The sequence below is a fragment of the Streptomyces venetus genome (assembly GCF_039540295.1).
GTDB lineage: Bacteria > Actinomycetota > Actinomycetes > Streptomycetales > Streptomycetaceae > Streptomyces > Streptomyces venetus.
Genome location: NZ_BAABET010000014.1, coordinates 1 through 19,240 on the forward strand (window position 1 = coordinate 1; position 19,240 = coordinate 19,240).

Here is a 19,240-nt window from a genome sequence, read left to right on the forward strand (position 1 = left end):
TTCATAGTGTTTCGGTGGTTATAGCGTAGGGGAAACGCCCGGTTACATTCCGAACCCGGAAGCTAAGCCTTACAGCGCCGATGGTACTGCAGGGGGGACCCTGTGGGAGAGTAGGACGCCGCCGAACTTCTTTTAGAGCTCTGGCTCTTGGGCAAACAGCCCGAGAGCCAGAGCTTTTTTGCGTTGAGGTAAGGTCAGGGAGCATCGTTGGTACGTTTCCCACAGGAGGCCCCCGGGTGGAGGTTCAGGAGACTCGCGTCCAGACGGACCGTGTGCTCACCATCCCGAACATCCTCAGCATGGCGCGGCTCGTCGGCGTGCCCCTCTTCCTGTGGCTGATTCTGCGGCCTGAGTTCGGTGGGCCCAAGAGTGACGGCTGGGCCCTCCTGGTGCTGGCCCTGAGCGGCATCAGCGACTACCTGGACGGCAAGCTCGCGCGGCGCTGGAACCAGATCAGCAGCCTCGGCCGGCTCCTCGACCCCGCAGCCGACCGGCTCTACATTCTCTCGACCCTGGTCGGTCTCACCTGGCGCGAGATTCTGCCCCTCTGGTTGACTGCCGTCCTCCTCGCGCGAGAGCTGCTTCTGCTGGTGATGGTGGGTATCCTCCGCCGGCACGGCTATCCGCCGCCCCAGGTGAACTTCCTGGGCAAGGCCGCCACCTTCAACTTGATGTATGCCTTCCCGTTGCTCCTGCTCAGCGACGACAGTGGTTGGATCTCGTCACTCGCCGCCGTTTTCGGATGGGCGTTCGCCGGATGGGGTACAACCCTGTACTGGTGGGCAGGAGTCCTCTACGTGGTACAAGTCCGCCGCCTGGTCCGTGCGGACGCCATAGCCGAGTGAGCTCGCGGATTGCTCCGGCCGTGTCGGCCCCGATGGCCTGTGGTCGAAAAGTGCGGGACAATCCTGGCGGGTGAAGTCGGCTAGACCGTCGTCTCTTAGAGGAGGACGCTTCCGACATGAAGGCCGTCGTGATGGCCGGAGGCGAAGGCACGCGCCTTCGCCCCATGACCTCAAGCATGCCCAAGCCGCTCCTGCCCGTGGCCAACCGCCCGATCATGGAGCACGTTCTGCGGCTGCTCAAAAGGCATGGGCTCAACGAAACAGTCGTAACTGTCCAGTTCCTGGCCTCGCTGGTCAAGAACTACTTCGGTGACGGCGAAGAGCTCGGCATGGAGCTCACCTATGCCAATGAGGAGAAGCCACTCGGTACTGCCGGAAGCGTCAAGAACGCCGAAGAGGCGTTGAAGGACGATGCCTTCCTCGTCATCTCCGGTGACGCCCTCACGGATTTCGACCTCACCGAACTGATCAATTTCCACAAGGAGAAGGGCGCGCTGGTCACGGTCTGTCTGACGCGCGTGCCCAATCCGCTGGAATTCGGTATCACCATTGTCGACGAGGAAGGCAAGGTGGAGCGCTTCCTCGAGAAGCCCACCTGGGGCCAGGTCTTCTCCGACACCGTGAACACCGGTATCTACGTGATGGAGCCCGAGGTCTTCGACTACGTCGAGCCCGATGTGCCCGTCGACTGGTCCGGTGACGTCTTCCCACAGTTGATGAAGGAAGGCAAGCCCATCTACGGCTATGTGGCCGAGGGCTACTGGGAGGACGTCGGTACGCACGAGAGCTATGTGAAGGCGCAGGCCGACGTCCTGGAGGGCAAGGTCGACGTCGACATCGACGGGTTCGAGATCTCTCCGGGGGTGTGGGTCGCCGAAGGAGCCGAAGTCCATCCCGACGCCGTGCTCCGTGGCCCGGTCTACATCGGCGACTACGCCAAGGTCGAGGCCGGTTCCGAAATCCGTGAGCACACCGTCGTGGGCTCCAACGTGGTCGTCAAGACCGGCGCTTTCCTGCACAAGGCCGTCGTTCACGACAACGTCTACGTGGGGCCGCACAGCAATCTGCGCGGCTGTGTGGTCGGAAAGAACACCGACATCATGCGTGCGGCGCGGATCGAGGACGGGGCGGTCATCGGGGACGAGTGCCTGATCGGTGAGGAATCGATCGTCCAGGGCAATGTGCGGGTTTACCCGTTCAAGACCATCGAGGCCGGCGCCTTCGTCAACACCTCGGTGATCTGGGAGTCCAGGGGACAGGCGCACCTCTTCGGTGCCCGCGGTGTGTCCGGAATCCTGAACGTGGAGATCACACCGGAGCTGGCCGTACGGATCGCCGGTGCGTACGCGACGACCCTGAAAAAGGGCTCGACGGTCACCACGGCCCGCGACCACTCGCGTGGTGCCCGAGCGCTGAAGCGGGCGGTGATCTCCGCCTTGCAGGCCAGCGCCATCGACGTGCGCGACCTGGAGAACGTGCCGCTGCCCGTGGCGCGGCAGCAGACCGCACGAGGCAGCGCGGGCGGGATCATGATCCGGACCACGCCGGGCGTGCCCGACTCCGTCGACATCATGTTCTTCGACGGGCAGGGCGCCGACCTCTCACAGGGCAGCCAGCGCAAGCTGGACCGGGTGTTCGCCCGGCAGGAGTACCGGCGTGCCTTCCCCGGTGAGATCGGTGACCTGCACTTCCCGGCCAGTGTCTTCGACTCGTACACCGGGTCGCTGCTGCGGAACGTCGACACCACCGGGATCGCGGACTCCGGGCTGAAGGTCGTCGTGGACGCGTCCAACGGCAGCGCGGGGCTCGTGCTGCCGAGCCTGCTCGGGAAGCTCGGTGTCGACTCGCTGACGATCAACCCCGGTCTGGACGAGTCGAGGCCGACGGAGACGGGCGACATGCGGCGGTCCGGAATGGTGCGTCTCGGGGAGATCGTGGCGTCCTCGGGGGCCGCGTTCGGTGTGCGGTTCGACCCGGTCGGCGAGCGGCTCTCCCTCGTCGACGAGAAGGGGCGCATCATCGAGGACGACCGGGCGCTGCTCGTGATGCTGGACCTGGTCGCCGCCGAGCGGCGCAGCGGCAGGGTGGCGCTGCCGGTGACCACGACCCGGATCGCCGAGCAGGTGGCGGCTTACCACGGGACGCAGGTCGAGTGGACGACCACCTCTCCCGACGACCTCACGCGCGTGGGCGGAGAGGAAGGGACGATCTTCGGTGGCGACGGCAAGGGCGGCTTCATCGTCCCCGAGTTCAGCAGCGTGTACGACGCCACAGCGGCCTTCGTGCGGCTGATCGGGCTCGTGGCGCGGACGCAGCTCACGCTCAGCCAGATCGACGCGCGGATCCCGCGGGCGCACGTCCTGAAGCGGGACCTGGCGACTCCGTGGGCCGTCAAGGGCCTGGTGATGCGGCGGGTCGTGGAAGAGGCCGGAGACCGCTTCGTGGACACCACGGACGGGGTGCGTGTGGTGGAGACCGACGGCCGCTGGGTGATGGTGCTGCCGGACCCGGCCGAGGCCGTCACCCACCTATGGGCCGAGGGGCCGGACGACGCCTCCGCGCAGGCCCTGCTGGACGAGTGGTCGGCGGTCGTGGACAGCGCCGGCCGGTAGAACGGGCCTGCACGCGTGCGTGCCGGACAAGTGTCCCCAACGGGGCCTGTCCGGCACGCCGGTGGGGCCGTTCGGAGGTAGTGGCCGCGACGTGCGACGATGTGCGGCATGCCGCAGCAACCCCCCATTCGGAGCACACCCACGCGGCCCCGGCGCCTCGACGCGTCCATGTCGTTGCTCACCAACGTCATGGACCACAGTCTCGACGACGGATACGCCGAGGCCGCCGCGCGGAAGAAGGCCGCGGGCGAGGGTGGCATGCCGAAGACCCTGCGGTCGAAGCTGGGGCTCGCCGCCGGCCTGGTCCTGGCGGCCCTCGTGGTGACCGTGGGAGCGGCGCAGGCGCGGGTCGCCGCGCCGGTCGTCGCCAAGGAGCGGGAAGAGCTGGTCGACCGTATCGACCGGGAATCCGAGACGGCCGACCAGCTGGAGGACTCCGTCGACCGGCTGCGCGAGGACGTGAGCGCGCGGCAGCGTGAGGCGCTGAAGCACAGCGGCGGAAGCGCCGATTCCGACCTGGTGGGCATCCTGTCGGGCGCCTCCGCGGTGCACGGCCCGGGCGTGAAACTCGTGGTGAACGACGCCAAGGAGGCCGACGGGGGCGGGGAGGGCGGCCCTCGGGAGACCACCGGGTTCTCCGACACCGGCCGGGTGCGTGACCGGGACATGCAGCGCGTGGTCAACGGGCTGTGGGAGTCGGGTGCCGAGGCCGTCTCCATCAACGGGCAGCGGCTGACGGCGCTGTCCGCGATCCGGGCCGCGGGTGACGCGATACTGGTCGACAACAAACCGCTGGTGCCGCCGTACACGGTGCTCGCGGTGGGGGACGGACAGCGGCTGAGCACGCGGTTCCAGAACAGCGCGGACGGGTTGTACCTGAACGCGCTCCAGGAGGGCTACGGCGTCAGGACGGCCATTTCGGTGGAGGACGACCTCCGGCTGCCCGCCGCACCGAGCGTGACCGTACGTACAGCACAGCCGAGCACTGAGAAGAACGAGAAGGGCACATCGTGATCGCCGTACTGGGCCTCGTCGTGGGAGTAGTGGCCGGCCTGTTGGTCCGGCCTGAGGTTCCGGCGGTGGTGGAGCCTTATCTGCCGATCGCTGTCGTAGCGGCGCTCGACGCCGTCTTCGGCGGCCTGCGGGCCATGCTCGACGGCATCTTCGACGACAAGGTGTTCGTCGTGTCGTTCCTGTCGAACGTGGTCGTGGCGGCGTTGATCGTGTTCCTGGGCGACAAGCTGGGCGTGGGTGCCCAGCTGTCCACCGGTGTGGTGGTCGTCCTCGGTATCCGGATCTTCTCCAACGCCGCGGCGATCCGCCGGCACGTTTTCCGGGCGTGAGGCCGATGAGCGAGCACGACGAGCACCGGGCCGAGGAGCAGGGCGGCACGCGCGCGGACCGGCGCGACGGGACGGGCGAGTCCAGGAACGGGCTGCGCAAGGAGCTGCCCGAGGAAGTGACCCCATCGGTGCCGGCCGCCCGGGCCACTCCGGAGCCCGATCCGGAACCCGAGCCGGAGCCGGAGGGGGTGCCGGAATCCGAACCGGAGACGTCCCCCGAGCCGCAGCTGACCGGCCGGCAGCGGTTGGTGAAGGGGCTGTGGCCGCCGCGGGTCAGCCGGGCCCAACTGATCGTGGCGTTGCTGCTGTTCGGCCTGGGTTTCGGGCTGGCCGTGCAGGTGGCCTCGAACAGCGACAGTGACAGCGCCCTGCGCGGTGCGCGCCAGGAGGATCTCGTCCGCATCCTCGATGAACTGGATGACCGCACTCAGCGTCTTGAGGACGAGAAGCAGGGTCTCGAGAAGCAGCGCGACGAGCTGGAGAACAGCTCCGACCAGGCCGAAGAGGCCCGCAGGCAGACGATCGAGAAGGAGCGGCAACTCGGCATCCTCGCGGGCACGGTGGCCGCGGAGGGTCCCGGCATCACGATGACCATCGAGGACACGAAGGGGACGGTCGAGGCGGACATGCTGCTCGACGGGGTCCAGGAGCTGCGCGCGGCGGGTGCCGAGGCGATTCAGGTCAACGGTGTGCGGGTCGTCGCGGGCACCTATCTGACGGACTCCGGCAAGGGTGTGGCCGTCGACGGGAACAAGATCAATGCTCCCTATCGTTTCAAGGTCATCGGCAAGTCGCAGGATCTCGAGCCGGCGCTCAACATCCCCGGAGGTGTGGTGCAGACTCTCGAGAAGGAACAGGCCACCGTCACCATCGAGCGGTCGACCAAGATCGTCGTGGACGCCTTGCGAGCAGCGAAGCGGCCTGACTACGCTCGGTCGTCCTCCCAGTGAACCGGGGGTGCATGGGCGGCGTCCGGCGAGGGCATGAGGTTGCGGGGGGTCGGCGCACCGAATGGGTGGTGCGTGGTGGAAACTGTCTGGTGCAGACGGACGTTGTCAGGATGTCCGGGTCGGCCAGAGTGTTCAGTCAGGGTTCGTCCTGCCCCACGGGCGGGTCTGTTTCGGTCAAGGGGAATCGCCCGTGAAGTTGTTTGCGAAGTTGTTCGGCAAGAGCGCGCGAGAGGGTAGCGACAACGCGACCGCTCGTCATCGTGCACAGCCTGACCAGGAAGGTCAGCGGCCGCTGTTCCGCGACCAGGTCGGTGGCCAGGGCGGCGACATCCCCGGAGGCCAGGGCGCGCCGTCGGTTGACCCTGCACAGCCCGGCGGCATAGGTTTCGGGCAACCGCGGCAGGAGGATCCGATGTCGGCCCTGGTGTGTACGAGGTGCGGTAACCGCAACGCGGAGAACAGCCGCTTCTGCTCCAACTGCGGTGCGCCGCTGCGAGCCGGAGCCGCCCCGGAGCGTCCGTCCGAGACGACGTCCACGATCTCCATCTCCGGTCTCGAGGCCTACGACAGCGAGGCCACCGGCCAGACGCCGATGCCGACGCTCTCTCCCGAGGCGCAGGCGGCCGTCGACGCGTTGCCGCTGGGTTCCGCGCTCCTGGTCGTGCGCCGCGGGCCGAACTCGGGCAGCCGCTTCCTGCTGGACGGCGACCTGACCACGGCCGGGCGTCACCCGCAGAGCGACATCTTCCTGGACGACGTGACGGTGTCCCGGCGGCACGTGGAGTTCCGCCGCGGACAGGACGGCTCGTTCACGGTGGCCGACGTGGGCAGCCTGAACGGCACGTACGTGAACCGCGAGCGGATCGACCAGGTCGCCGTGAACAACGGCGACGAGGTGCAGATCGGCAAGTACCGGCTGGTCTTCTACGCCAGCCAGCGGGGCTACTGACCCGGATTCCGTCCGGGGAGCCCCCCGAAGGTCCGTCCGTCAGGGAAGGTCCATGCTGCAAACACCGAGCGGCGGTGCCCGGCACGGCACCGCCGCCACGGACAGTGGGCTGATGAGCATCGGCACGGTGCTGAACGTGCTGCGTGACGAGTTTCCCGAAGTCACCATCTCCAAGATCCGTTTCCTGGAGTCGGAGGGGCTCATCGAGCCGCAGCGGACCCCGGCGGGGTATCGCAAGTTCAGCGCTCGCGACGTCGAGCGTCTCGGGCATGTCCTGCGGATGCAGCGGGACCACTACCTGCCTCTGAAGGTGATCCGCGAGCACCTGGACGCCATGGAGCGCGGTGAGGCGGTTCCGCTGCCCTCTCTGGGGCGGCAGCGGGACGGCGACGACTCCGCACCCGAGCCCTCCGAGGCACCCGCCGCGGCCAGGATCAGCCGTGAGGAGCTGCTCACCGCCGCCGGTGTCGACGAGCGGGAGCTCAGGGAGTGGCAGTCGTACGGGCTCGTCACCCCACTGGAGGACGGGGCGTACGAGGCGGAGGCGGCCACGGTGGCCGGGCTCGTCGCCGAGCTGGGGCGGTTCGGGATCGAGCCGCGGCACCTGCGGGTCATGAAGGCCGCCGCCGACCGTGAGGCCGGGCTCGTGGACCAGGTGGTGGCCCCGCTGAAGCGGCACCGGAACCCGCAGACCAGGGCCCATGCGGAGGCCCGTACCAAGGAGCTGGCGGGGCTCACGGTGAAGCTGCACGCCGCGCTGGTGCAGACGGCGCTCGGGGTGCGGCTGCCCTGATGTGTGCCGGTTGCACGAGGCCGGATCGGGCGCCCATTGCCTGCCCGACTACCCAAACGTCCCGAGCACGGCCTAGGGTTGCTGTGTGAACGAGCTCGATGTCGTAGGTGTCCGGGTGGAAATGCCCTCCAACCAACCGATCGTGCTGCTGCGTGAAGTGGGAGGCGACCGTTACCTCCCCATCTGGATCGGACCGGGTGAGGCGACGGCGATCGCCTTCGCCCAGCAGGGCATGGCTCCCGCGCGGCCGCTGACCCACGACCTGTTCAAGGACGTGCTGGAAGCCGTCGGTCAGGAGCTCACGGAAGTGCGCATCACGGACCTGCGTGAGGGTGTCTTCTACGCGGAGCTGGTCTTCGCCAGCGGCGTCGAGGTGAGCGCCCGCCCGTCCGACGCCATAGCGCTGGCCCTGCGTACCGGGACGCCGATCTACGGCAGCGACACGGTGCTCGACGACGCCGGTATCGCGATCCCGGACGAGCAGGAGGACGAGGTGGAGAAGTTCCGCGAGTTCCTCGACCAGATCTCCCCGGAAGACTTCGGCAGCAGCAGCCAGTGAGCTCCGCACGCCGGAGACAGCCGGACGGCGAGGAGCGGCGGCAGCCGGTGGGACATGTGGGCGGCCCGGTGGACGACAAGGTCCGCGTCAGGGCCGCCCGCCGCATGTCGGACGGGCGAAATGCCCGCATGTGCCGGCGGCGAGTGAGAGCGTCACACGGCCCGTCCCGAGGGCATTCGGCTAGCCTTTCCCCGCGGTGGGGCACGGGAAACCACTCTTAGGGTGATTATCACTCGGCGTGGCGAGTGTGGCGATCGTTGACGCACCCCTGGTGACTGCCTACCGTCGAGAAGGCAGGTCAAGGACGGAGGTCGGCGTGAGAAGCAGCGGCGACGGTACGGCTGGGGGCGGCCCCGAGCGCAGTCTCAGGGTGAGTGGTCCGTACGCTCCCCCCGGTTCTCGGCTCCGCGCGAGCGGGGGATATCCCCAGCCCGGTGACGCGGCCGATCACGCTCCGCAGCTCTCTACGGCCGTGCCGAGCAGCGGAGGGACGACGTCCATGGCGTCCGAGGCGTCCGAGCAGATCGGCTATCGCGGGCCCACGGCCTGTGCGGCCGCCGGTATCACCTACCGGCAGCTGGACTACTGGGCCAGAACCGGCCTCGTCGAGCCGAGTGTGCGCCCCGCCTACGGGTCGGGGACGCAGCGGCTGTACAGCTTCCGGGACGTCGTCGTCCTGAAGATCGTCAAGCGGTTCCTCGACACCGGGGTGTCGCTGCAGAACATCCGCACGGCCGTCCAGCACCTCAGGGAACGCGGTTTCAGCGACCTGGAGCGCCTGACGCTGATGAGTGACGGGGCGACGGTCTACGAGTGCAGCTCGCCGGACGAGGTGCATGCCCTGCTCCAAGGAGGCCAGGGTGTCTTCGGGATCGCCGTGGGCGTGGTGTGGCGGGACGTCGAGAGCGCACTGTCCCAGTTGCACGGGGAGCGGATCGACACCGGCGAGACCCTGGTGGGGACCAATCCGGCGGACGAACTGGCGCGGCGGCGGAACCGGGCGGTCTGAGCCGCTCGGGAGCGCGGTCAACGCTTGAGGCGGGACGTTTACGCACCCGTCGGCAAGCGCTTGCCCCACGGGCGGGTGATCCTCCGGGGCGTTGTCAGTGGCGTAGGGCAGCATCGGAGTTGTGAGAACCGCGCCCACGATCCTGCACCTCGACATGGATGCCTTCTTCGCCTCGGTGGAGCAGGCGTCCAAGCCGAGCCTGCGCGGGAAGGCCGTCGTGGTGGGCGGCCTCGGACCGCGGGGCGTGGTGGCCACGGCCTCGTACGAGGCCCGGGTCTTCGGGGTGCATTCCGCGATGCCCATGGCGCAGGCCCGGCGGCTCGCACCCCATGCCGCCTACCTCGTGCCGCGCTTCGGGTTCTACCGGGCGATCAGCGAGCGGGTGATGGAGCTGCTGCACGGGCTGTCGCCGCTCGTGGAGCCGCTGAGCCTGGACGAGGCTTTCGTGGACCTGGAGGCCGGGGGAGTGGCCTGGGACGAGCGGTCGGCGCGGCTGGCCGGGGTGCGGCTGCGCACGGACATCCGGACAGTCACCGGGCTCACGGGGTCGGTCGGCCTCGCCGCCTCGAAGATGCTGGCGAAGATCGCCTCGGAGCAGGCCAAGCCCGACGGGCTGGTGGTGATCGAGCCGGGGACCGAGCGGGCCATGCTCGGCCCCATGTCCGTGCGGACGCTGCCGGGAGTCGGCCCGGCGACCGGCGACCATCTGCGGCGGGCCGGGATCACCACGGTCGAGGAGATCGCCGAGGCGGGGGAGGACGAGCTGGTGCGGCTGCTGGGCAAGGCGCACGGGCACGGGCTCTACGCGATGGCGCTGGCGCGGGACGACCGGCCCGTGGTGGCGGAGCGGGAGGCGAAGTCGGTGTCGGTCGAGGACACCTACGACGTGGACATCCACGACCGGCTGCGTGTCGGTCTCGAGGTGCAGCGGCTCGCCGACCGCTGCGTGCGGCGGCTGCGGGAGGCCGGGCTGTCCGGGCGGACCATCGTGCTGAAGGTGCGCCGGTACGACTTCTCGACGCTGACCCGGTCCGAGACCCTGCGCGGGCCGACGGACGACCCCGGGGTGATACGGGAGGCGGCGGCCAGACTGCTGGACTCGGTCGACACGACGGGTGGTGTGCGGCTGCTCGGGGTGGGGGTCAGCGGGCTCGCCGACTACACGCAGGAGGACCTCTTCGCGCAGGCGGCGGGGGAGCGGGCGGACGCGGAGGGGCCCGTCGAGGAGCCCGCCACGGCGCCGGTCGAGGAGCGGCCGGCGCTCGCCGAGCGGCGCTGGCCCGCCGGGCACGACGTGCGGCACGCCGAGTTCGGGCACGGATGGGTGCAGGGCAGTGGACTGGGGCGGGTCACCGTGCGGTTCGAGACGCCCGACTCGAAGCCGGGGCGGGTGCGGACGCTCCGGACCGACGATCCGGAGCTGGAGCCGGCGGATCCGTTGCCGCTGGTGTTACCGAGACCGGAGGGGAGCCGAGGACCGGATGGTGGGGCGGGGGCCGTGGGGTCGCGGACCGTGGCCCCGTAGGGGGCCGTCGAGGGCGTCAGGTGGCCTTCTCGTCCTTGCCGGCCAGCTTGCCGAAGTCGTGGTCCGGGAGCGAGGGAGGGGCGGCCACGTCGAGGCCGTAGTGGTGGTAGAGCTGGAGTTCCTGCTCAGGGGAGAGATGGCGGCCCACGCCGAAGTCGGGGGCGTCCTTGATCAGGGCGCGGTCGAAGGGGACGTGGAGGGCGCCGTCGATCAGTTCACTGGGCTCGAGAGGGACGAAGGCGTCCCTGCTGAACAGGCCGGTCCGTATGGCCGCCCACTCCGGCTCCCCGGTGGCGTCGTCGAGGTACACCTCGTCGATCGTGCCGATCCTGGTTCCGTTGCGGTCGAACGCCTTGCGGCCGATCAGGTTGCGCGGATCGATCTCGGTTCGCACGGGCCCTCCACGTGGTCGCAACTCATCCGTAAACACTACAAAACGGCACAATGGGGAGTGTGGCCACTCGAAGGTTCGTGCGTAGACCTCGCTGGTAGGCTGGCAACGGCTGCTGACCCCGTGCGGGAGAGTCCTCCGGACATCATCGGAGGCGCCGAAGGAGCAAATCCTCCCCGGAATCTCTCAGGCACACGTACCGCACGGACGAGGTCACTCTGGAAAGCAGGGCGGGTGTCGACGGCTTCCGCTCTCACCGACGGTGAAAGCCGGAGGCCTTCGGGCGATCCGGTGAAGCTCTCAGGTTGAGATGACAGAGGGGGAGGCCGTCCGGGTACCCGCGCCGTGGTGCCCCTCGAAGGTCGTGTCAGACCAGGAGGCCTCCGCAAATGACCGCCCATCGCATTCCGCTCTCCGAGCTCGAAGAGGCAGTCCCCTTCGAGCAGCGCCACATCGGCCCCGACCACGAGGCCCGCGCCAAGATGCTCGCGCAGGTCGGCTACGGCTCGCTGGACGAGCTCACGGCCGCCGCGGTCCCGGCCGTGATCAAGAGCACCGAGGCGCTCGACCTGCCGGGTGCCCGCAGCGAGGCCGAGGTGATCGCCGAACTGCGCCTGCTCGCCGACCGCAACCAGGTCCTCGGCTCCATGATCGGGCTCGGGTACTACGGCACCTTCACGCCGCCGGTCGTCATGCGCAACGTCATGGAGAACCCGGCCTGGTACACGGCCTACACGCCGTACCAGCCGGAGATCTCGCAGGGGCGGCTCGAGGCACTGCTCAACTTCCAGACCATGGTCGCCGACCTCACCGGACTGCCGACCTCCGGCGCCTCCCTGCTCGACGAGGGCACCGCGGCCGCCGAGGCCATGGCGCTGTCGCGGCGTCTGGGCAAGAACAAGAAGGGCCTGTTCCTGGTCGACGCGGACGCGCTGCCGCAGACCGTCGCCGTGATCCAAACCCGGGCCGAGCCGACCGGCGTCGAGGTAGTCGTCGCCGACCTCACCGACGGCATCCCGGCCGAGATCGCCGAGCGTGAGATCAACGGCGTGCTGATCCAGTACCCGGGCGCCTCCGGGGCCGTACGGGACATCAAGCCGGTCGTCGACCAGGCGCACGAGCTCGGGGCGATCGTCACCGTCGCCGCCGACCTGCTCGCGCTGACGCTGCTGAAGTCCCCCGGTGAGCTCGGCGCGGACATCGCGGTCGGCACGACGCAGCGCTTCGGTGTGCCGATGGGCTTCGGCGGGCCGCACGCCGGCTACATGGCGGTGCGCGAGAAGATGGCGCGCAGCCTGCCCGGCCGGCTCGTCGGGGTGTCCGTGGACGCCGACGGGAACAAGGCCTACCGCCTCGCGCTCCAGACGCGCGAGCAGCACATCCGCCGCGAGAAGGCCACCAGCAACATCTGCACCGCGCAGGTCCTGCTCGCCGTGATGGCCGGTATGTACGCCGTCTACCACGGGCCGGAGGGCCTGAAGGGCATCGCGCGGCGCACCCACCGGTACGCCACGATCCTCGCCGCCGGGCTGGAGAACGGCGGGGCCGAGGTCGTGCACGGTGCCTACTTCGACACCGTGACGGTGCGTGTGCCGGGCAGGGCCGCCGACGTCGTGGCCGCCGCGCGGGAGAACGGGGTCAACCTGCGGCTGGTCGACGCCGACCACGTCTCGATCGCCTGCGACGAGACCACCACGCGCGCCCAGCTGCGTGCCGTATGGGGCGCCTTCGGCGTCGAAGGCGGCGTCGAGGCGCTGGACACGGCAACGGAGGAGGTGCTTCCGGAGGCTCTGCTGCGTACCGACGAGTACCTGACGCACCCCGTCTTCCACCAGCACCGCTCCGAGACGGCCATGCTGCGCTACCTGCGGCGGCTCGCCGACCGCGACTACGCGCTCGACCGCGGCATGATCCCGCTGGGCTCCTGCACCATGAAGCTCAACGCGACCACGGAGATGGAGCCGGTCACCTGGCCCGAGTTCGGGCAGCTGCACCCCTTCGCGCCCGCCGAGCAGGCCGCGGGCTACCTCACGCTCATCCATGAGCTGGAGGACCGTCTCGCCGAGGTCACCGGGTACGACAAGGTCTCCCTCCAGCCGAACGCCGGGTCCCAGGGCGAACTGGCCGGTCTGCTCGCCGTGCGCGGGTACCACCGGGCCAACGGGGACGAACAGCGCACCGTGTGCCTGATCCCCTCCTCCGCGCACGGCACCAACGCCGCGAGCGCGGTGATGGCGGGCATGAAGGTCGTCGTCGTGAAGACCGCCGAGGACGGCGAGATCGACGTCGAGGACCTGCGGGCGAAGATCGAGCAGCACCGGGACGAGCTGGCGGTGCTGATGATCACGTACCCGTCCACGCACGGCGTCTTCGAGGAGCACGTCTCCGAGATCTGTGCCCAGGTGCACGAGGCGGGCGGGCAGGTCTACGTCGACGGGGCCAACCTCAACGCGCTCGTGGGGCTCGCCAAGCCCGGCCACTTCGGCGGTGACGTCTCGCACCTGAACCTGCACAAGACCTTCTGCATCCCGCACGGCGGCGGCGGTCCCGGCGTCGGTCCGGTGGCGGTGCGGGAGCACCTCGCGCCGTACCTGCCGAACCACCCGCTACAGCCGGAGGCGGGCCCGGAGACGGGTGTCGGTCCGCTCTCCGCGGCGCCGTGGGGCTCCGCCGGCATCCTGCCCATCTCGTGGGCGTACGTCCGGCTCATGGGCGGTGAGGGGCTGAAGCGGGCCACCCAGGTGGCGGTGCTCAGCGCCAACTACGTCGCCAAGCGGCTGGAGCCGCACTACCCGGTGCTGTACACCGGCCCCGGCGGCCTCGTCGCGCACGAGTGCATCATCGACCTGCGGCCGCTGACCAAGGCGACCGGAGTGAGTGTCGACGACGTCGCCAAGCGGCTGATCGACTACGGCTTCCACGCGCCGACGATGTCGTTCCCGGTGGCCGGGACGCTGATGATCGAACCGACCGAGTCGGAGGACCTGGCCGAGCTGGACCGGTTCTGCGAGGCGATGATCGCCATCCGCGCGGAGATCGAGAAGGTCGGTTCCGGCGAGTGGCCCACGGACGACAACCCGCTGCGCGGCGCCCCGCACACCGCCGGCACGCTGGCCGGGGACTGGGAGCACACCTACAGCCGTGAGGACGCAGTCTTCCCGGCCGGGGTCTCCCCCGCCGACAAGTACTGGCCGCCGGTGCGCCGCATCGACCAGGCCTTCGGCGACCGGAACCTGGTCTGCTCCTGCCCGCCGCTGGACGCGTACGAGGACTGACCGGCCGACCCGTCAGGGGGAGGGGCTCCGCTGCCGGCGGGGCCCCTCCCGCCGTTCACCGGCTCACTCGGCGGCCAGTGACACCTCGGTCGACTTGATCAGGGCGACGACGGGGGCGCCGGCCGCGAGGGCGAGGTCGTCGGCGGCGTCCCTGGTGATCGCGGCCGTCAGTTGGCCGCCCTCGACGGTGATCCGGACGGTGGCCATGGCCTCGCCGGTCGCGACGGCCGTGACCGTGCCGGGGAGCCGGTTGCGGATGGACAGGCCCTCTACGGGGGTGGTGGCCAGCGCGACCTCCGTCGACTTCACCAGGGCGCGCACGGAGCTGCCCGTGGTGAGACCGAGGTCGTCCGCGGCCTCGCGGGTGATCGCCGCGGTGAGGTGCTGGCCGCCGGCGAGGCGCACCTTGACCGTCGCCATGGCCTCGCCCGGCGTGACGGTGGTGACGGTGCCGGGGAGCTGGTTGCGGATGCTCAGGCTCATGGGTGCACGGTAGCCCGGCGAGCTCTTTATGCCGGGTACGTGTGCATCTGGGTGGCTCTTGATCGTCACCCACGAGGGACGCGGGGTTGGCCGTTGGGTATGTCGCGATATAGCGTTAGTCTTCAGGTGGTGGGCCGGGTGCCGTGCCCGGGGGAATCGGGGTGATGTGATGGCGGGGGAGATCGTGGGCACCGGTGGATCGCCGGAGCTGCGGGCCTCGCACGCGGACCGGGACCGGATCGTCGACGTGCTGCGCGTGGCCGCGGGCGACGGCCTGCTGACCATGGCGGAGCTGGACGAGCGGCTGGAGACCGCGCTGTCCGCCCGTACGCTGGGTGAGCTCACCGTGCTCACGGCGGATCTGCCGGAGGTGTCGAGCGGGCCCGGCGCGACGGCTCAGGAGGTCGTCCGGATCGAGCAGGAGGGGTCCAGGACCTGGCGTGGCGACGGCTGGGTGGTGCCGCGGCGTCTGGAGATCCGCTCCGCGTGGGGCGAGGTGACGCTCGACTTCACCGACGCGGTGATCACTCACGACAGCCTCGACATCCACCTCGACATGCGAGCCTGTGCCCTGAAGCTGGTGATCCGGCCGGGCGTCGTCGTCGACACGGACTCGCTGGTCACGAACTACTCCCAGATCAAGGCGCGGCGCGGTCGAGCGGCCGGCGCACCGGTCGTGCTGCGCGTGCGGATCAGCGGCGAGATCGAGTTCGGGCAGGTCGTGGTGCGGCCGGGCCGCAGGGGGTTCGGCAGGAGAGCGGCCAAGGGCTGAGTCCGCTCAGCCGACGTGCACCCTCGGCCTGTGCTTCCGGTCCGGTTCCGCCTCGCGCAGGACCTCGCGGGTCACCGGGGCCACCTCGCCCTGGCCGAACAGGAAGAAGCGCAGGAAGTTGGCGAAGGGGCCGCCCTCGGTCCACTCGAAGTAGATGTGCGGGGTGCGGCCGGTCGTGTCGCGGACGTGCAGGAGCAGCGCGGCCAGCGCGTTGGGGATCGAGGAGGACTCCAGGGTCAGCACGCGGTAGCGGTTGTGGAGCACCTCGCCGCGTACCGTCAGGCTTGCCTCGAACTCGGACGGGTCGGTGACCGTCACCTCGACGAAGACGAAGTCCTCCTGCTCGGAGAGATCGTTGTCGTTGCGTATCTGCTCGATCTTGTCGCGGTACTCGGCCTTGTCCCGTCGGTCGGGCTCGTTGGCGATGAACCGCATCCGGCGGCTGGCCATGTCCCGGACGAAACGTTCCGCCATGGGGTCCAGCGTCACGCTGGTCACGCGGAGCTCGAAGGCGCGGGCCAGCCGGGACAGCAGGGAGACCAGGATGATGCCGGCGATGAAGCAGGCGCCGATCTTCACGCCGTCCGGGCGCTCGATGACGTTCGCGACGGTGGTGTACAGGAACACCGCGGAGATGACCGCGAACGCGATGGTCCAGTTCCGCTGCCGGGCCTTGCGGGCGGCGATGGTCACCGCGATCGCGGCGGAGCTGATGAGGACCAGCACACCGGTGGCGTAGGCGCCGCCCTGGGCGTTGACGTCGGCGTCGAAGATCCAGGTGACCAGGAAGGCGATCAGCGTGAAGACGATGACCATGGGCCGTACGGCGCGTGCCCAGTGCGGGGCCATGCCGTAGCGGGGCAGGTAGCGCGGCATCAGGTTGAGCAGCCCCGCCATCGCGGAGGCACCCGCGAACCACAGGATGGCGATCGTCGAGACGTCGTAGACGGTGCCGAAGCCGTTGCCGAGGTACTCGTGGGCCAGGTAGGCCAGCGCGCGTCCGTTGGCCGGGCCGCCCGGCTGGAACTCCTTCTCGGGAATCAGCAGGGTGGTGATGAAGCTGGTGGTGATCAGGAAGACGCTCATGATGAGAGCGGCCGTGGTGAGCAGCTTCCTGGTGTCGCGGATGCGGCCGGTCGGCCGCTCCTCCGTGTCGTCCGCGTCGCCCTTGACGTGCGGCATCACGGCCACGCCCGTCTCGAAGCCGGAGAGGCCCAGCGCCAGCTTCGGGAAGACGAGCAGGGCCACGCCGATCATGAGGAACACATTGCCGTGCTCGGCGGTGAGCGCGCTGGACCAGTCGGTGACCACATGACCGGCGGTGACGACGTGGTAGAGGCCGACGACCACCACGACCGCGTTCAGCGCGAGGTAGGCGCCCACCAGGGCGACCGCGACGCCGACCGCCTCCAGGAAGCCCTTGAGGAACACGGCGCCCAACAGGGCCACCAGGACGAGGGTGATCAGCATCTGCTTGTCGTGCAGGACACCGGTCAGATGCGGGTTCTCGACCAGGTGGGTGGAGGCGTCGGCGGCCGACAGGGTGATGGTGATGAGGAAGTCGGTGGCGGCGAAGCCCAGCAGGGTCAGCACGAACAACTTGCCCTGCCAGAAGGAGAGCAGCCGCTCCAGCATGGCGATCGAGCCCTCGCCGTGCGGGCTCTCCTCGGCGACCCTCCGGTACACCGGCAGGGCACCGGCCAGGGTGACGATCACCAGCACGATGGTCGCGATCGGTGACAGCAGCCCGGCGGCGAGCGCGGCGATGCCCGGCTGGTAGCCGAGCGTGGAGAAGTAGTCGACACCGGTCAGGCACATCACGCGCCACCAGGGCTGACCCTTGTGCGGGGCCTCGGGCTCGGCGTGGGGACCGGTGTGGCCGCCCGGCTTGCCCATGTCGGACAGGCCCTCCAGCATCCAGGCGCGCAGGCGGCTGGATGGGGCGGGCTCCGTACGGCTCGGCGGCGGGTGCTCGGTGGTGGCCATCGACGTGCTCCCGATGTGCGGTTCAGAGTGGTTCCGGCCATCCCTGGACGGCCTGATCAGCGTATGCGGAGCGTGATGCAGTGGCCTCTGAATGAGGGACCTCGGCGCGTCAAGCTTCCGTTAAGACTGCGCCCGGGTACCCCGGCCGACGGTGGTCAGGGGTGTGAAACGCGAGCTGAGGGTGTGTGGGGCGGCTGCCGGGCCGCCTGTTCGTGCGGCTGAGCGCCGATCGAGCTCGATCCTTTGTCGGTCCGGGGTGAACACCCTGTGTGATCAGCAGAGCACCCGGCCCGTAACGTTCGTCTGGCAAATCGAATGTTTCGCCCTGTGCCCCTGCCTTTATTGAACTGGAGATTTCCCCGCGCCGAGGGGTTGTCACCCTTTGGCCGCTGTCTCTAGGGTGCGGCAACGACGCAGCTTTCTGAATCTGATCCGAAACTTTCGAGGAGCGCATGATGGGCGACCCGGCACTGTCCCGCCGCGGCTTCCTGGCGGCCTCCGCCGCGGCCGGTCTGGGGATGACGGCACTGACCGCATGCGGCGGGGACTCGGACGGAGGGTCGTCGGGGACGACCACCATCGAGTGGTGGAACATCTCCACCACCGAGCCGACCAAGACCGTGTGGGCCGCCCTCGCCCGGAAGTTCGAGGCGCAGAACCCCAAGGTCAAGGTAAAGATCGTCCAGCTGGAGAACGACGCCTACAAGTCGAAGATGACGGCCCTGACCTCCTCCGGGAAGCTGCCCGACATCTTCCACACCTGGGGCGGTGGCGTACTGAAGCAGCAGGTCGAAGCCGGACTCGTCGAGGACCTCACCGACAGCACCAAGCCCTGGGCGGACGCCCTGCTGCCGGTCGCCAAGGAGCCGTATCTGATCGACGACAGGGCCTACGGTGTCCCGTTCGACATCGGCATGATCGGTTTCTGGTACAACAAGGCGCTCTTCAAGAAGGCCGGCATCAGCGCACCCCCGACCACCTGGAGCGGCTTCCTCGACGCTGTGCGGGGGCTGAAGTCCGCCGGCGTCACGCCCCTGGCACTGGCCGGCAAGGAGAAGTGGCCCGGCATGTACTACTGGGCCTACCTGGCGATGCGCACCGCCGGCGCCGAGGCTTTGCAGAAGGCCTACGACGCCAAGGACTTCACCGGCGCGCCCTTCGTCGAGGCGGGCGAGCACCTCGAGGAACTCGTCGGCCTCCAGCCGTTCCAGAAGGGCTTCCTCGGCGCCGCCTACTCCTCCCCGACCGGCCAGGCCGCCACGGTCGGCAACGGAAAGGCGGCCATGGAGCTCATGGGGCAGTGGGCGCCCGTGGTGCAGGCCGACGCGGGCAAGGGCCTGGGCAAGGACCTCGGGTTCTTCGCGTTCCCCGCGGTCGAGGGCGGCAAGGGCGCCATCACCGAGGTGTTCGGTGGCGGCGGCGGACACGCCCTGCGCCGGGGCGCGCCGCAGGAGGCCGTCGAGTTCCTGCGGTTCTTCGCGTCCGAGGCCACCGACCTGGAGCTGGTCAAGAAGACCGGCGTGCTGCCCGTCGTCCCGGCAGCCGAGAGCGCCATCGCCGACCCCAACATCAAGGCCGTACAGGACCAGTTGAAGAAGGCCACGGGCTTCCAGCTCTACCTCGACCAGGCGTACGCGCCCGCCGTGGGCCAGGAGGTCAACGACAGCGTCGCCGCGCTCATCTCCGGTTCCAAGTCGCCGGAGCAGGTCGCCCAGTCGGTCACGAAGACCACGAAGGAAGAGCAGTAG

Annotated in this window: 16 protein-coding genes, 1 rRNA gene and 1 riboswitch; of the genes, 14 read left to right on the top strand and 3 right to left on the bottom strand. The window is 69.3% G+C overall.

Going from position 1 to position 19,240, the window contains the following annotated elements:
- The first annotated feature begins 10 nt into the window (after positions 1-10).
- The 11 genes from rrf to ABEA82_RS34905 all read left to right on the top strand — a co-directional run bounded on the left by rrf (position 11) and on the right by ABEA82_RS34905 (position 10,585).
- Positions 11-127: ribosomal RNA gene (gene rrf, locus ABEA82_RS34855) — 5S ribosomal RNA — on the top strand.
- Between the two features lie 109 nt (positions 128-236).
- Positions 237-845 (top strand): cardiolipin synthase ClsA, encoded by a 609-nt coding sequence (gene clsA / locus ABEA82_RS34860; protein WP_345665752.1) that lies wholly within the window; start codon positions 237-239, stop codon positions 843-845.
- Positions 846-961: 116 nt separating this feature from the next.
- Positions 962-3,457, top strand: a complete 2,496-nt coding sequence (locus ABEA82_RS34865; protein WP_345665753.1) for a sugar phosphate nucleotidyltransferase — start codon at positions 962-964, stop codon at positions 3,455-3,457.
- Between the two features lie 99 nt (positions 3,458-3,556).
- Complete coding sequence (locus ABEA82_RS34870; RefSeq protein ID WP_345665754.1) at positions 3,557-4,471, top strand: DUF881 domain-containing protein; 915 nt, start codon at positions 3,557-3,559, stop codon at positions 4,469-4,471.
- On the top strand, positions 4,468-4,800 hold the full coding sequence (locus tag ABEA82_RS34875; protein WP_003988855.1) for a small basic family protein: 333 nt from the start codon (positions 4,468-4,470) through the stop codon (positions 4,798-4,800). Before ABEA82_RS34870 ends, ABEA82_RS34875 begins: the two co-directional genes overlap by 4 nt.
- Positions 4,801-4,805: 5 nt before the next feature.
- On the top strand, positions 4,806-5,750 hold the full coding sequence (locus ABEA82_RS34880; RefSeq protein WP_345665755.1) for a DUF881 domain-containing protein: 945 nt from the start codon (positions 4,806-4,808) through the stop codon (positions 5,748-5,750).
- A 61-nt stretch (positions 5,751-5,811) separates the two neighbouring features.
- Positions 5,812-6,699: an FHA domain-containing protein gene (locus ABEA82_RS34885; protein ID WP_345665756.1), complete on the top strand. Its 888-nt coding sequence runs from the start codon at positions 5,812-5,814 to the stop codon at positions 6,697-6,699.
- 52 nt (positions 6,700-6,751) lie between these two features.
- Complete coding sequence (gene ftsR / locus ABEA82_RS34890) at positions 6,752-7,492, top strand: transcriptional regulator FtsR (protein WP_345665757.1); 741 nt, start codon at positions 6,752-6,754, stop codon at positions 7,490-7,492.
- Positions 7,493-7,577: 85 nt separating this feature from the next.
- Positions 7,578-8,051: a bifunctional nuclease family protein gene (locus tag ABEA82_RS34895; protein WP_003988851.1), complete on the top strand. Its 474-nt coding sequence runs from the start codon at positions 7,578-7,580 to the stop codon at positions 8,049-8,051.
- A gap of 316 nt (positions 8,052-8,367) precedes the next feature.
- Positions 8,368-9,060 (top strand): MerR family transcriptional regulator, encoded by a 693-nt coding sequence (locus tag ABEA82_RS34900; protein ID WP_345665758.1) that lies wholly within the window; start codon positions 8,368-8,370, stop codon positions 9,058-9,060.
- A 121-nt stretch (positions 9,061-9,181) separates the two neighbouring features.
- Positions 9,182-10,585 (top strand): DNA polymerase IV, encoded by a 1,404-nt coding sequence (locus tag ABEA82_RS34905; protein ID WP_345665759.1) that lies wholly within the window; start codon positions 9,182-9,184, stop codon positions 10,583-10,585.
- Positions 10,586-10,601: 16 nt separating this feature from the next.
- Here ABEA82_RS34905 and ABEA82_RS34910 read toward each other — a convergent pair whose 3' ends face one another.
- Positions 10,602-10,979, bottom strand: a complete 378-nt coding sequence (locus tag ABEA82_RS34910; protein ID WP_345665760.1) for a PRC-barrel domain-containing protein — start codon at positions 10,977-10,979, stop codon at positions 10,602-10,604.
- 113 nt (positions 10,980-11,092) lie between these two features.
- A riboswitch (glycine riboswitch) is annotated at positions 11,093-11,188 on the top strand.
- Positions 11,189-11,365: 177 nt separating this feature from the next.
- On the opposite strand from ABEA82_RS34910, the gene gcvP reads away from it, so the two are divergent.
- Positions 11,366-14,251 carry an aminomethyl-transferring glycine dehydrogenase gene (gene gcvP / locus ABEA82_RS34915; protein WP_345665761.1) on the top strand — a complete coding sequence of 962 codons (2,886 nt, stop codon included), beginning with the start codon at positions 11,366-11,368 and terminating at the stop codon, positions 14,249-14,251.
- Positions 14,252-14,314: 63 nt separating this feature from the next.
- On the opposite strand, the gene ABEA82_RS34920 is transcribed toward gcvP, so the two are convergent.
- Positions 14,315-14,734, bottom strand: a complete 420-nt coding sequence (locus ABEA82_RS34920) for a TOBE domain-containing protein (RefSeq protein ID WP_345665762.1) — start codon at positions 14,732-14,734, stop codon at positions 14,315-14,317.
- Between the two features lie 169 nt (positions 14,735-14,903).
- Between ABEA82_RS34920 and ABEA82_RS34925 the strand changes: the two genes are divergently transcribed.
- On the top strand, positions 14,904-15,506 hold the full coding sequence (locus ABEA82_RS34925) for a DUF1707 SHOCT-like domain-containing protein (RefSeq protein ID WP_345665763.1): 603 nt from the start codon (positions 14,904-14,906) through the stop codon (positions 15,504-15,506).
- A gap of 6 nt (positions 15,507-15,512) precedes the next feature.
- Here the strand turns inward: ABEA82_RS34925 and ABEA82_RS34930 are convergent, their stop codons facing one another.
- Positions 15,513-17,492 (bottom strand): APC family permease, encoded by a 1,980-nt coding sequence (locus tag ABEA82_RS34930; protein ID WP_345665764.1) that lies wholly within the window; start codon positions 17,490-17,492, stop codon positions 15,513-15,515.
- Between the two features lie 455 nt (positions 17,493-17,947).
- On the opposite strand from ABEA82_RS34930, the gene ABEA82_RS34935 reads away from it, so the two are divergent.
- A complete protein-coding gene (locus ABEA82_RS34935; protein WP_345665765.1) occupies positions 17,948-19,240 on the top strand; it encodes an extracellular solute-binding protein in 1,293 nt (430 codons plus the stop codon).